Genomic DNA, 13,806 nt, shown 5'->3' with positions numbered 1-13,806 from the left:
TACAGGGTTGCGGGTTTGCATGGGACGGAGTTGCCGGCTACGTTGATGCGGGTTACGGCGTGACGGAGTGGCGCGACAGTACATAAACCGCTACTTGATAGAGCCCCTTTAGAGTTTTTAGGGAATTCCTCCCTAAAATTCTGTATTTTAGGCTTGGTTTACTACTAATCAGGGAAAAACTCCCTAATATTCAACCGATCAGGTTATTATTGGGCATATTCTTCGTATTTTTAGGGAGAAATTCCCTAATTATAGCGTTTCAAGCTATTTTCGCGTAATTTTTAGGGAGGATTTCCCTAAAAATCTTCTTCAACAAATCTCTCACCGTAACAAAAAACCAAATACTAACTAAATTAATCAGTAACTAGCCAAATCAAGCTGCACATAGTTGAAACTAGCTAGTTTTGATCGAATTCCAACCAACTTCTACGTTGTCTATCCACCTTTAGCACAGCGCTAGTAACATCCACTGTATCTAGGCACACCACTATACAACTCAGCTACTTTTAACACCCACCAACACACATCCACCCGATCCAACCATCTTCATAACGCAGTCCTACAGCCTTTAACACCGAACTAGTAGATTTCTGCTGGATCTAGCCACACTGAAGCCGCTCCTAGCTACCTCCTAGATAAAACTAACAGACTTCTACCGGATCTCCCCACACCGAACTGAGCCGAAATTATTACTCCCACAAACAACAAACAGCAAACTCCCATAGCGGGAATTCGCTGTCTATTGTCCCTAAATATCACCACTCATTTGGAACGCATCTATTCATCTCAATTTAGCTCTATTTAGCTCATCGTGAACGTCTGCTCCATAGCTTGTTCTACCGTAAAATGTTTCTCGCCAAGTGCTTCAGCCACGGCTTGGCAGGTGATTTTACCGTTGGCGACATTTACGCCGCTTCTTAGGCCGGCATTATCCTGAATCGCCTTAATCACGCCTTTATTGGCAATTTGCAGGGCGTATGGAACGGTGACATTGGTTAAAGCGATCGTCGAAGTTTTGGCCACAGCGCCCGGCATATTAGCAACAGAATAATGCAGCACGCCGTGCTTGATAAATACAGGATTATCATGTGTTGTCACTCTGTCGATCGTCTCTACGATACCACCTTGGTCAATGGCCACATCGACAATCACTGATCCCGGCTTCATGGTCTTGACCATTTCTTCTGTAACCAGCTTCGGTGCTTTCGCACCCGGAATCAACACCGCACCCACCAGCAGATCTGCCTCAGCTACCACTTTGGCAATATTGTAAGGGTTAGAGATCAGCGTATTGATCTGTGCCCCAAAAATATCATCTAATTGACGCAATCTTTCTGCACTGAGGTCAACAATTGTAACATCAGCACCCAAACCGATAGCCATTTTTGCAGCGTTTGTACCTACTACTCCACCGCCGATGATGCTAACTTTGCCACGACTAACCCCAGGAACACCGGAGAGAAGAATCCCTTGTCCGCCATAGTTTTTTTGCAAGAACTGAGCGCCAAGCTGAACAGACATCCGGCCCGCCACTTCACTCATCGGTGTTAATAACGGCAAGGTACGTTCATGAACAACCGTCTCATACCCGATGGCAAAAACACCCTTGTCTTTGAGCGCAGCGGCCAGAGAAGGTTCAGGCGCAAGATGCAGATACGTGAACAAAATAAGGCCTGGACGGAAATAAGGGTACTCGCTTTCCAGCGGTTCTTTCACTTTCATCACCATTTCGGCAGAGCTCCAGACCGTAGCTGCGTCCTGAATCAGCTTCGCTCCGGCAGAAGCATACTCTTCGTTCAGAAATCCACTTCCCACACCAGCCCCAGCTTCCACCAGCACTTGATGTCCTTCTTTAATAAGGCTAACTACACCCGCAGGCGTTATGGCTACACGATTCTCATTATTTTTAATTTCTTTAGGCACTCCGATAATCATCATTCATCTCTCCCGTCTAATATAGATCCCTTATGTAAAGAATGATAACATACGTTTAGTATTCCCAATTTGGTAAAAAATTAAAATATTATCTATCATCATTGTGTTTTTACACAAAGGATTCGACTTAAACCGCCCAGTAACTTTATGTCATTTGGTACCCAACACAACCCTAATCATTATCTCATAAAAAAAGACACTGCTTAAAGTGTCTTTTTGACGATTTTGTATGAAATTAAAGCACTACTTCCATAATGGAATGTTATGTTTAGTGACGCGCATTACTTTGACAGTAATAACAACACCGTTTCTAGGATTACATTTACCCCTTTTTCACAGTCTTCATAGGAGGTAAACTCCTCTTCACAATGACTTTTTCCCTTCATACTAGGTACAAACACCATCGCGGATGGCAGAAAGCTGGCTACGAACTGAGCATCATGCCCTGCGCCACTTGCGATCTTCCGTTTAGAATAACCCAAGGCTTGTGCCGCTTGCTCTACTAAATCACATATCCCCCGGTCAAACCAAACAGTCTCTCTACCCCAAAGCTTGGTCTTACTTACTCCGCAGTCCAGTAGCATCTCCGGCAAGCTATGAATAATAGCTTCCACCTCACGAACAATCTCCATATCTTTATGTCTAGCCTCAATGGTGAAGATCACTTTATTGGGAATGACGGTATGAATATTAGGAAACACATTCATTCTGCCCATGGTATACACCAGTTCAGAATCGAGCGCACTAAGCTTGTTTCTAAGCTCCGTGATCAAATCCGTGGCAGCGAACAAGGCATCCTTGCGCATTGCCATAGGCGTGGTGCCCGCATGATCCGATTCCCCCGTCACCTCAATCTCATAACAGGCCATGCCAACTACACAGTCCACCAGACCAATCGACAGTTCTTCTTGTTCTAGCACGGGACCTTGCTCGATGTGAAGCTCCAAATAAGCAGTGGCTTCGGTAATACGATTGCTCGCGTCTCCCTCATATCCACTCTCCTCCAGCGCTTCGCCAAAGGTAATGCCTTCAGGATCTTTTTTATTCAACATTTCTGCCTTGTCGAACTTACCGGCCAGCACACCAGAAGCCATCATCGAAGGCTCAAAGCGAGCCCCTTCTTCATTTGTGAAATTCATAATGGTCACCGATAGCTTCGGTTTTATCCCGTGATCCACGAGTGTGCGAACTACCTCTAGTCCAGCGATTACCCCAAGGATACCATCGAATCTGCCGCCTTTTTCCACAGTATCCATATGCGAACCAATCACAATAGGAGGCCCAGACTCTACACCCGCAAGCGTAGCGTACATCGTGCCCATATCATCCACCTTCACAGACATCCCCAATTCTTCACAACAGGATCGAAAATAATCCCGAACCTTAAGATCCTCTTCCGTCAGCGATAACCGGGTCACGCCGTTGTTATCTGTACGCCCATAATCCGCAAATGCCTCAATCGTATTCTTTAATCTCTCACCGTTCACGAATATTTTTTGCAGCTGCATCGTAGGTCCCTCCGCTTCGAGCGTTCATGATTTTATAGACTTTCTATATATGTTATACCAATCGATATGATTGTCATTTTACATACTGTAATAATTATTATTCACGTGATGTTACAACGAATTAGAGGTAGCAATAAGTAAACTAAAGTAGTATATACAATCTTTTGATACGAAGGGTAAGCTTAAGATAGCTATTTATCCAGTTCTACCAAGGAAAGGAGCCAGCACATGAATCTAAGCATTGTGGTCCCTGTATACAATATTGAACATTATATAACCCCTATGTTTGATTCACTCCTTACCCAAAGCGAACCGCATTTCGAGGTCATTATCGTGGACGACGGATCTACAGATAACACCTACAACGTGATAGCAAATATTCTCGCACTTCACCCCGATCTTTCTTGCAAAGTCATTCGAACAGAGAATCAGGGAGTTAGTGCGGCTAGAAATAGAGGCTTAACAGAAGCTACAGGGAAATATGTGCTGTTTCTGGATGGTGATGATTATATCTCTACAGACTTAGTACGAACCATTCATACCTATACTCAACCATCTGACCCCGAGATTATTTGCTGGGGATATAGCCATGTCACAGAGGATGGAGTCACTACTTTGAGCTACACCTCCGCTTATAGCAACATAACAGGCAGTGAAGCGCTGACTCATATTTTTGTGAACAAAAGCTTGCGAATATGGACAGGGAGCATAGCGTATAACCGGGAATTATTGCTCCTTCATGGGCTCCAATATACGGAACGCTGTGTGAATGGAGAAGATCAGGAATTTATCTACAAAGCCTTATCCAGAGCCGCTACAGTCATCACATTGCCGGATATATTATCGTTTTATTTACAAAGAAACACGTCGATTTCCAACAGCTATAATGTGAAAAAATTTGATGTCGTTGGTGTATTCAAACGGGTAGATGCTTATTTCGAGGCCCATCCCTTTGAGAAGCTGGATATGATATCTCCTTATATAAGAAATCGCGAATTGATCGAGAATTACTTTTTCAACCTAAAAACCTGTCTAAATGGGACAGAAGGCGTAAGCATTCATAAGTTACTTCGCGACATCGATCATACCTATCCGGAACTAAACCAAGAAATGTATGAACTCATAAGACGTTATAGAGGGAATGATCGAAGATTAGCCCTTTATATCCGAGCATTCTTAATCTCCCCGCTTCTATATCACAGATTCATTTCTGTGGAGAGAAGCTTATCCAGGTTCAAGCGAAAGGAATCTAGAATATGAAGAAGATGCTGATCTATGCCTATACCGAATTTAATTTGGGCGATGATTTATTCATAAAGGTGCTATGTGAAAGGTATCCGGATACCGAATTCAGAATCTGTGCTCCACGCCTATACAAGCTATGCTTCAAAGAGATCAGGAACCTCAAAGTGTATCCTTCCGATTCCATTTTCTTAAGAGGCATTGCCTTTATTTGCAGAAGGTTAAAGATACATAATCTGGCGCAAAAATTCATGGCAAATCGTTCCGATGGTGTTGTTCATATCGGCGGCTCGATCTTTATGCAGGCAGAGCATTGGGAGGAGCATTTTAAGAACGCAGAAGCCATCCGGAATAAGAACAAGCCCTACTATTTATTAGGATCGAATTTCGGCCCTTATACAGATAAAGAATATTATGAGGAACACAGGCGGATTTTTAAGGACTATACAGACATCTGCTTTAGAGAAAAGTACTCTTATGATTTATTTGAGGATCTGAATAATGTCCGTTTAGCACCCGATATTATTTTTCAGCTTAACCCGTCAGATCTTCAAACCGAACCAGAGGATTATATCGTCTTATCCGTCATTAAGCCTTCTGTTAAAGGTCTGAACGGTTTTGACAACCTCTATTATGAAAAAATGAAAGAACTCGCAATTTATTTCATTGAAAAAGGCTACGCTGTTCATTTTATGTCATTTTGTGAACACGAAGGCGATCAGCTGGCGATTGAGGAAATCCGGAATCTTATGGGCCACTCCTATGAGGATGCCACCCAAGTGCATTTATATAAAACGAATATGGAAGAGGTCTTGGCCGTTCTAGCCCATTCCAGCTTTATCGTAGCTTCAAGATTCCATGCGATGATCCTCGGCTGGGTTTTGGGTAAACCAGTGTTTCCCGTCGCTTACAGCAAAAAAATGATCAATGTAATGGAAGATGCCCAGTTCAAAGGGCTATATACCGATTTCACTACACTGGAGCAGCTCCAGCCTGCGCAGGTTTTTGAAAGTATGACCACTCACTATATGGATGTCACGCCGCAAGCCAAACATGCCGAAAGGCATTTCGAGCATCTGGATACGTATTTATCGCTTTACGAAAGGAGGATACGTTATGAGAGCCAAGCGGAGCATTCTTAACTTATCTTTTGGACTCGGGAGTCAGCTCATTACGATCATCCTCGGTTTTTTTATCCCCCGGCTGATTATGGTCAACTATGGCTCAGAGGCCAATGGTTTAATCGCTTCTATTGTACAAATTATTAGTTATTTGGCACTGCTGGAAGCCGGCGTAGGCGCCGCTTCGATCCAAGCCCTATATAAGCCAGTAGCTTCGGATGATAAGAACCACATCAACTCTATTTTGGCCGCCACCTCTAGCTATTATAAAAAAACAGGCATTTATTATTTCTTCGCCGTTCTTCTAATCGCCACCGTGTATCCATTAGTGATCACTTCTGACATCGATCGATTATCGGTTATGCTCATTATTTTACTTACAGGGATGGGCGGAGCGATCAATTATTATTTCCAAGGGAAATTCAAAGTGCTTCTCGCTGCAGAGGGAAAAAGCTATGTAGAGACTTCTATAGTCACCGTAGCTAATATTCTGAACAATGTAATTCGGATTCTGTTATTACTTCAAGGCGTTAACATCATTGCTGTGCAAGCTTCCTATTTCATATTGACCATACTTCAAATCGTCGTCTTCTATATTTACATCAATAAGCATTACAAATGGATCAACCTAAATCTTAAACCAGACTATGAAGCCATTGGTCAAAAAAATTCTGTCTTAGTCCATGAGATCTCCTACTTAGTGTTTAGAAATACTGACGTGCTAATCCTGACTATATTTACGAACTTAAAGATCGTCAGCATTTATGTCATGTACAACATGATTTTTACGATTGTAGATAACATCGTCCAAACCATAAACGGAAGCGTGAAGGCTGCTCTCGGTCAGAGCTTTCATGAGAGTAAAGAAGCCTTTATTAAATTTTATGATGCTTACGAAGTGTATTTTATGGGGCTCATTTTCTCGATTCTAACGGTAGCTTACATTCTAATTCTACCTTTTATGAAACTGTATACCGCTGGGGTAAATGACGTGAATTATATCGATATGTGGCTGCCGATCCTGTTCGTAGTCATCAAATTATTAACCAATGCCAGAGCTTCTTCTAATAATGTGATTACGATCGCCGGACACTTTAAGAACACACAGAACCGTTCCATACTAGAATCCACTATCAATCTAGTCGCTTCTATTGTCTTCGTTATCTTTATGGGGATTTACGGTGTATTGATGGGGACGATAGCCGCTCTCTTATACCGCTCCATAGATATCGTGATCTACGCTAGCAGACATCTGCTGAATCGGAGTCCTTGGGTCACCTTTAAAAGATGGCTAACGAATGCAGTGGTTTTTGTGGGTATTATTCTGATCTCTAGCGCTATCAATATCCCCATCCATTCCTATGCGGGAATTATGTTGTGGGGTGCACTGCTAGGACTTGTGATCTTGCCTGTCTATTTCGTAATCGCCTCCTTGATGGAACGGGAAGTATTCCTGTATACGTGGGGGCATCTCAAAATATACCGAACTAAGCTCAAAAATAAGGTTATTGCTAGACCTGAGGTAAGTAGTATATCCAAATAACACATCAGGAGGACCCCAAATGGATCATAGCGAGGTTTTGCAGCAAGCCTGTTACGTCTTTCTAAATGACCTTAATGATGAAATCAACCATTCATCTGCACTTCAATTGGATGATCAAGAGATATTCCAACGATGCCGCCTGATCATAGCTAAAGAACAAAATCCGCAAGTTAAAACCTATCTAGAAATCTTATCTGAGGTGATCCGTGCTTATCTCACAGGGAGAGCTTCAGAAGATGCATTAAGGTTCTATCTGTCAGAGCAATTCAGTATTGTGAACGAAGAAATTGACGGGTTAATCCATGGGATCGTTGCAATCAAACATCAGTCCTCCCATACGGATACTTCACACTCAGCACTCCTTTCCTTTGCCGATTATCCCAAGGTTAGTGTCATTATCACTACTTACAATAGAAAGGCATTTCTATATCAAGCGATCCAAAGCATCTTAAAGCAAGACTATCCTTATATAGAGATCACAGTTATTGATGATTGCTCTACAGATGGCACGGAAGAGTTAATGCATCAAAGCTTCGGAAGCGAGTCACGGGTAATATATATGCGGAACGAAAAAAATAGCGGCCCGGGTAATAATCGCCGTAAGGCTTTTGCTGCTCATGGTGATGGGGAGTACGTTCTTTTTCTCGATGATGATGACTATCTGATTGATATGAATTATTTAAGTAAGGCTGTGGACTTTCACAATCACCATCCCGAAATATCATTCGTGGCTGCTAATGTGTTTCTTGAATTTTCAAAGGCCAAGCAACTGAAGATCAGTAGCCTACAGCTAAGCAGGATTATTAAGAAGCAGGATTATTTCATGAATTTCGAGAAAAAAGGATATCCGAAGCCCTCCTCCACCTTAACAACTGTCTTTAAGCGTGAGGCTTTAATGGCTATGGATATCCTGAATATGAACATGGTTAACGATGCTTCTATTTATCTGCGTTCTTTGTTGGTCGGTGATGCTGGCTTCATAGATACCCTTGCCGGTGTGTACAGATTACACGGGGACAACATTACTTTTAATTTGAGTCAGCGATTCTTAATTGAGAATCTGGAGGAGAAGCTGTTAATTAAGAATATGGCCGTTCAGAAATATGGCTATCACGAGCAGGAAATGACGGAATGGTTTAACCATAATGCATATGATACGATCTCATACTATTTATTAAATTCTGCGAAAGACGCCACAGACTTTAAATTCATGTATCATTGGGCCCTTAACCATTGCCCGCCGATCTACAATCAATTAAGAAATCAATTCCGTACAAAGCTTATTAAAAAACAATTATTACGGATCTCGTTACTTCGAACGCTGCTCGGAAGATGATTCACGCATTAGCTTATCGAGCAGCAGTAAGAATCCTTTTACCTCTTCTTTAGGAATGTCGGCGTACTTGTCTCCAATACTGATCTCACAATAAGAACTATGTTCTCCCGTTGGTCTTATCGCTGCGCTTAAACCGATTCCTGTTGCCTCATATGCAGAAGACAGGATCGGTTCAATGCTCTCCCTAGACATTTGAAAATGCATATGAAACATGTTGGAGACAGGCTCAGCAGGTAACGTAGTCACCGCATGACATTGATTAACTAAAGCAGCAAGCTCTTTAGCCCCTTCATAATACTGCTGCATCTTTTCTACTCTTTGCTGGTAGTAATAATCAGAGGAAATAATGTATGGATACAGACTGATTAGGTCGCCACCATGCCGCCGTTTCCATATCTTCGATTGCTTCGTAAACTCCTCACCGCCTGCAAGAATCGCGCCAGCAATTCCTCCGATTCCTTTATACAGTGAGATATAGACACTATCAAAGAGGGCGCAGATCTCAGCAGCTGTCTTTCCATAATAGGGAAGCGTCTCAAGCAGTCTTGCCCCATCCAAATGCAGCTTAATTCCCCGAGCACGGCAATGTTTAGAAATCGCTTCAAGCTCCTGATACTTTGGTAACTGTCCGCCAATCTCACGCTGCGGCAATTCAAGCAGCAGACAAGCAATATCATCTTTCATTTGTAATACATCATCCAAGGTAATTAGTCGATTCTTATCCGCAAGTAGGACAGGCTCGATATGATGCAATTCCTTCAACCCATCCTGCTCATGGATCTCTAAATGACATAAAGGGTGATAGGCGACGCTCTTGAGTCCTTTTTCATCACACCATATTCTTAAAGCGATTTGCTGTGCCATCGTTCCACTCGGAAAGAAGACTGCTGTTTCTTTTCCCAAAAGCTTCGCCATTTCCGACTGGAAATCCTCAATCACCTTTCCCGATCCATAAATATCAGATGGTGTACTATTCTCTACAGCTTCAAAGGCTTCCTTCAAGACTTGAACATCTCGATCCCCATGTCCTACGATTCGATAAGTCGTTTCATTAAACGCCTCTTGCACTGATTTTTTTCCGTTCATTGGTAGAATTGCCCCTTCCGTGTTTGCCTTGTCCCTAATATAGACGAATTTCAAAAAATCCCATCTTAATTTTACCCGATCTAAGGTGAAAAAACATGAGCGCTGTGCTACAATATTGGAATTGCAACGGCAATCTTAGGGAGGGTTATTGAATCACATGCTCATCATTGGTATCGCCGGCGGTACCGGCTCGGGAAAAACAACCGTAGCCCGCTCCGTCATTGACCGTCTTGGAACGGGAAAGGTAACTTTCATATCTCAAGATAACTACTATAAAGATCATTCACACCTCAGCTTCGCTGAACGTGAATCCATCAATTACGATCATCCTTTCGCTTTCGATAACGAGCTGCTTATTGAGCATCTTAAATGTCTGCGAGAAGATAGGGCCGCATATGCACCGGTGTATGACTTCACAGTTCATGCCCGCTCCACTACGGAGACTGTAGAACTGAAACCAAACAATATTGTAATCATCGAGGGACTCCATGTTCTATCCGACGAGAACCTCCGCGATATGCTTGATATCAAAGTCTTTGTTGATGCTGATCCTGATGTACGCATCCTCCGCCGGGTACTCCGCGATATCGAGGAACGCGGTCGGAGCATTCAATCGATCCATCACCAATATTTGAGCACGGTTAAACCAATGCACGAAGCTTTTATTGAGCCATCCAAAAAATACGCCGATTTGATCATCCCTGAAGGTGGCCATAATGAGGTCGGTATCCAGTTGTTGTCCATCCTAACTGAGAAACATTTATATAACGACTGGACGTCCTAAAGTTCTTAAATACCTAGTTCTAGCCCTAGCTGTCGAGATTCTCTCGACGGCTTTTTTTTTGCATGCTCATCCCCAAATCTGCAGTTGATTATTCAAAGAATAATCCCACCGCATTTTGGTAATAGCTAATTTCACAGCAGCTTGCGGAAGAGGGATAACAACTATGGGATTTCTAAACAGAACCATAACAAAAATATTCAAAAACCCTACATTAGGGCACCCCAACCCCACTAGAGAATTACCTAAAGAACCTCTCAAAGAAAACCTTCAAGATAATATTGAACATATAAAAAAGGCGCTCGGCAATAGCACAGACCTTGTGATCAGAGATTTCTTCATTGGCTCCAAGCAACAAATGAAAGCCGCTATTTTCTATACAGATGGACTTGCTGACAGTAAAGCTATTCAAGATTTCATTCTGGAGTCCCTTGTCTTAGAAATTCCAGATTTGAGCTTAGAACCTGAGAAAGACAACTATTCCTTATTAAAAAATCACATGCTTACCGTAGGTGATATCAAAGATGCGACGGAGTTCCATTCTTTGTTAACCTCCTTATTGTCCGGAGATGTGATCCTCTTACTAGATGGATACGCTAAGGGTTTCACGATTGGCATGCGTGGTTGGAAAGACCGTGGTGTCACGGAAAGTGCTACAGAAACGGTGATCCGTGGACCTAAGGAAGCCTTCACAGAAAGCTTGCGTACCAACACTGCATTAATCCGGCGGAAAATAAAAGATCCAAATCTGTGGTTAGAAACACAACAAATCGGACGTATGACCCAAACCGATGTATCCATTATGTATATCAAAGGAATTGTAGATGATGGGATTGTACAAGAAGTACATACACGTTTAGATCGAATCGACATCGATGGCATCTTGGAGAGCGGTTATATCGAGGAATTAATCGAGGATGAAACCTATACTCCATTTCCAACGATCCATCATACCGAACGACCTGATGTTATTGCAGCTGCGCTAATGGAAGGAAAAGTAGCTATTTTAGTAGATGGAACGCCTATAGTCATGACGGTTCCTACTACATTCGTTTCCTTCATGCAGACCGCTGAGGATTACTACCAACGTGCAGATGTTGGTACCTTAGTTCGGATGCTCCGTTATTTCTGTATATTCATTTCATTATTAGCCCCATCTTTATATGTAGCTATTACTACCTTCCATCAAGAGATGTTGCCCACAACGCTACTCATTAGTTTAGCTGCTCAACGGGAAGGCGTGCCGCTTCCAGCGTTTATTGAAGCCCTCTTAATGGAGCTTGCTTTTGAGATTCTAAGAGAAGCCAGTGTGCGTATGCCTCAAACCATAGCCCAATCTGTCTCTATAGTAGGAACGCTAGTCATTGGAACGGCTGCAGTAGATGCTGGCATTGTTTCTGCCGCCATGCTCATTGTCGTAGCTGTCACGGCAATCTCCAGCTTTGTACTACCAGCCTTTGATCTCGCCTTGACGGTCAGAATGCTTCGTTTCCCAATGATGTTTCTAGCCGCTTCCTTCGGATTGTTCGGGATCATTATCGGAATTATTGCGATTGTTTTGCACATGTGCAGTTTACGCTCCTTTGGAGTTCCTTATATGAGCCCGCTAGCTCCGTTTAATCTTGTTGATCAAAAGGACACCTTTTTCCGAATGCCTCGTTGGGCTATGTTTACCCGTCCTAAGCTAATTAATCAAAAAAATCTCGTTCGGGAAAAGAGTACACCACCGGAAAAACCAGGAGATCTGACGGAGGAATAAATCTTGAAACGAAAATCTTTGTAAAATTCGCTTGTTGGGGAAAGTAACTAACTCTTTCTTGGAAGAAATGAAGTAATCATTAGGAGTGAACGAAACCATGTTAGAAAAGGGAAAAATAAGTGCCCGTCAGCTAACCATTCTTGTCATGCTCCTTACTATTGGCGATTCTATCCTTATAATTCCCTCTTCCACTACAGAATACGCCAGACAAAATGCCTGGATTTCCACTTTAATTGGGATGGTAGCAGGTTTATTAGCAGTCTATATGTACAGCAAGTTCGCAAAGTCATATCCCAATTTAACGCTTATTCAAGTGATTCAAAAGGCTTTTGGAAAATGGATAGGAACTATTATATCCCTTACATTTTTAATCTATTTTCTTATGGTTTCCGTTGGAAGTATGCGAGAAATCGGTGATTTTGTGACCTCGGAAATGTTACCTGGAACCCCTATTCCGGCCACTCTAATCTTGTTTATACTGATTATGATTATGGCAATACGACTCGGTATTGAGGTTATAGGGCGAGCTAGCGAGCTCTTCATTCCTATGTTCATTGTCTTATTCCTAATCCAGACGATTGCTATTATTCCCCAGATGGAAATTGTCAGAATACTGCCCGTATTGGAGGACGGAATAAAGCCTGTTCTAAGAGGGGCTATCTCCATCACTACTTACACCTTTTTAGAAACAGTTGTCTTTCTCATGATACTTCCTTATGTAAATCAACAAAAAATGATAACAAAGAGTTTCTTACTGGGTACGCTTCTAGGCGGTATTGTAATTTTTATTACGCTCACCGTCTCCATCCTGGTGTTAGGTCCGGATCTGACGACTAGAGATATCTATCCCAGTTATAACATCGCAAGGCGTATATCAGTTGGCGGATTCTTCGAACGGGTTGAAGCCATGATAGCTCTACAATGGATGTTAACTTTGTTTATAAAAGTAACTTTGTACTTCTATGCTTTCGTTCTGGGGTTGTCCCAATTATTAAAATTAAAAGATTATCGCGTGTTATCCTTACCCACAGGGATGATTTTAGTGGCACTCGCTCCAATCATTGCTCCGAATTTCACTTATTATAACGCTATTTTTGATAATTATTGGGTGTACTATGTTATAACCTTCGGTATTTTTGTACCGTTTGTGTTATTAAGTATGGGCATATTTCGTAGAGCACTCAGCAAAGACTTAACATCTCGGAACTAAAGATTGTTTGGGAGGTTGTGAACATTGGGTATAGTAGTGATCCTCATCATTGTAGCCGTTATTATAGCCATCGAAGTGCCTCTTATGCTGAGGAAAAATTTAATCAAGGAATTTTGGGTTTTTTTATTTCTTCTGTTGCTGGGAACTTTTTTTAGTCTGATTTACGTCATGAATATCTCGATCTCAGACCCGTTAGCCTGGATGGTGTTCATCTATAAACCTGTAGCCGACATGGTAAATGCCTGGTTATCTTAAAAATAATGGGACTAAACCCGAGAGATCTAA

The 13,806-nt window shown here is 42.2% G+C and carries 11 protein-coding genes; 8 read left to right on the top strand and 3 right to left on the bottom strand.

Annotated features, from left to right (window positions below):
- Window positions 1-801 precede the first annotated feature (801 nt).
- Both ald and NST34_RS01325 read right to left on the bottom strand, forming a co-directional pair.
- Window positions 802-1,935: an alanine dehydrogenase gene (gene ald / locus NST34_RS01330; protein WP_341129494.1), complete on the bottom strand. Its 1,134-nt coding sequence runs from the start codon at window positions 1,933-1,935 to the stop codon at window positions 802-804.
- A gap of 281 nt (window positions 1,936-2,216) precedes the next feature.
- Complete coding sequence (locus NST34_RS01325) at window positions 2,217-3,443, bottom strand: Zn-dependent hydrolase (protein ID WP_341126976.1); 1,227 nt, start codon at window positions 3,441-3,443, stop codon at window positions 2,217-2,219.
- 228 nt (window positions 3,444-3,671) lie between these two features.
- On the opposite strand from NST34_RS01325, the gene NST34_RS01320 reads away from it, so the two are divergent.
- From NST34_RS01320 to NST34_RS01305, 4 genes are read left to right on the top strand one after another with little or no spacing between them, the layout of a single operon-like run.
- Window positions 3,672-4,703 carry a glycosyltransferase family 2 protein gene (locus tag NST34_RS01320; protein ID WP_341126975.1) on the top strand — a complete coding sequence of 344 codons (1,032 nt, stop codon included), beginning with the start codon at window positions 3,672-3,674 and terminating at the stop codon, window positions 4,701-4,703.
- A complete protein-coding gene (locus NST34_RS01315) occupies window positions 4,700-5,827 on the top strand; it encodes a polysaccharide pyruvyl transferase family protein (RefSeq protein ID WP_076299939.1) in 1,128 nt (375 codons plus the stop codon). The genes NST34_RS01320 and NST34_RS01315 overlap by 4 nt, the downstream gene beginning before the upstream one ends.
- Complete coding sequence (locus NST34_RS01310; RefSeq protein WP_076299940.1) at window positions 5,802-7,349, top strand: sugar isomerase; 1,548 nt, start codon at window positions 5,802-5,804, stop codon at window positions 7,347-7,349. Before NST34_RS01315 ends, NST34_RS01310 begins: the two co-directional genes overlap by 26 nt.
- Window positions 7,350-7,368: 19 nt before the next feature.
- Complete coding sequence (locus NST34_RS01305) at window positions 7,369-8,685, top strand: glycosyltransferase family A protein (protein ID WP_076286650.1); 1,317 nt, start codon at window positions 7,369-7,371, stop codon at window positions 8,683-8,685.
- Here the strand turns inward: NST34_RS01305 and NST34_RS01300 are convergent.
- On the bottom strand, window positions 8,659-9,771 hold the full coding sequence (locus NST34_RS01300; RefSeq protein WP_341126974.1) for a threonine aldolase family protein: 1,113 nt from the start codon (window positions 9,769-9,771) through the stop codon (window positions 8,659-8,661). The two genes, NST34_RS01305 and NST34_RS01300, sit on opposite strands and share 27 nt — an antisense overlap.
- Window positions 9,772-9,928: 157 nt before the next feature.
- Between NST34_RS01300 and udk the strand changes: the two genes are divergently transcribed.
- From udk to NST34_RS01280, 4 genes are all read left to right on the top strand, one after another.
- Window positions 9,929-10,555 (top strand): uridine kinase, encoded by a 627-nt coding sequence (gene udk, locus NST34_RS01295; RefSeq protein ID WP_042123429.1) that lies wholly within the window; start codon window positions 9,929-9,931, stop codon window positions 10,553-10,555.
- A gap of 163 nt (window positions 10,556-10,718) precedes the next feature.
- Complete coding sequence (locus tag NST34_RS01290) at window positions 10,719-12,311, top strand: spore germination protein (protein ID WP_076286652.1); 1,593 nt, start codon at window positions 10,719-10,721, stop codon at window positions 12,309-12,311.
- A 97-nt stretch (window positions 12,312-12,408) separates the two neighbouring features.
- A complete protein-coding gene (locus NST34_RS01285) occupies window positions 12,409-13,521 on the top strand; it encodes a GerAB/ArcD/ProY family transporter (RefSeq protein ID WP_076286653.1) in 1,113 nt (370 codons plus the stop codon).
- A gap of 24 nt (window positions 13,522-13,545) precedes the next feature.
- On the top strand, window positions 13,546-13,776 hold the full coding sequence (locus tag NST34_RS01280) for a hypothetical protein (RefSeq protein ID WP_076286654.1): 231 nt from the start codon (window positions 13,546-13,548) through the stop codon (window positions 13,774-13,776).
- Window positions 13,777-13,806: the final 30 nt, after the last annotated feature.

This window comes from Paenibacillus sp. FSL H7-0714, from assembly GCF_038003765.1.
In the GTDB taxonomy this organism is placed as follows: domain Bacteria; phylum Bacillota; class Bacilli; order Paenibacillales; family Paenibacillaceae; genus Paenibacillus_AQ.
This window is presented reverse-complemented; position numbering and strand designations above follow the sequence as displayed.

What these genes read in the sequence shown, in the direction of transcription:
- NST34_RS01305 (WP_076286650.1), top strand. Translation starts at nt 7,369, where the DNA reads ATGGATCATAGCGAGGTTTTGCAGCAAGCCTGTTACGTCTTTCTAAAT.
- NST34_RS01300 (WP_341126974.1), bottom strand. Translation starts at nt 9,771, where the DNA reads ATGAACGGAAAAAAATCAGTGCAAGAGGCGTTTAATGAAACGACTTAT.
- NST34_RS01315 (WP_076299939.1), top strand. Translation starts at nt 4,700, where the DNA reads ATGAAGAAGATGCTGATCTATGCCTATACCGAATTTAATTTGGGCGAT.
- ald (WP_341129494.1), bottom strand. Translation starts at nt 1,935, where the DNA reads ATGATTATCGGAGTGCCTAAAGAAATTAAAAATAATGAGAATCGTGTA.
- NST34_RS01325 (WP_341126976.1), bottom strand. Translation starts at nt 3,443, where the DNA reads ATGCAGCTGCAAAAAATATTCGTGAACGGTGAGAGATTAAAGAATACG.
- NST34_RS01290 (WP_076286652.1), top strand. Translation starts at nt 10,719, where the DNA reads ATGGGATTTCTAAACAGAACCATAACAAAAATATTCAAAAACCCTACA.
- NST34_RS01285 (WP_076286653.1), top strand. Translation starts at nt 12,409, where the DNA reads ATGTTAGAAAAGGGAAAAATAAGTGCCCGTCAGCTAACCATTCTTGTC.
- NST34_RS01320 (WP_341126975.1), top strand. Translation starts at nt 3,672, where the DNA reads ATGAATCTAAGCATTGTGGTCCCTGTATACAATATTGAACATTATATA.
- udk (WP_042123429.1), top strand. Translation starts at nt 9,929, where the DNA reads ATGCTCATCATTGGTATCGCCGGCGGTACCGGCTCGGGAAAAACAACC.
- NST34_RS01310 (WP_076299940.1), top strand. Translation starts at nt 5,802, where the DNA reads ATGAGAGCCAAGCGGAGCATTCTTAACTTATCTTTTGGACTCGGGAGT.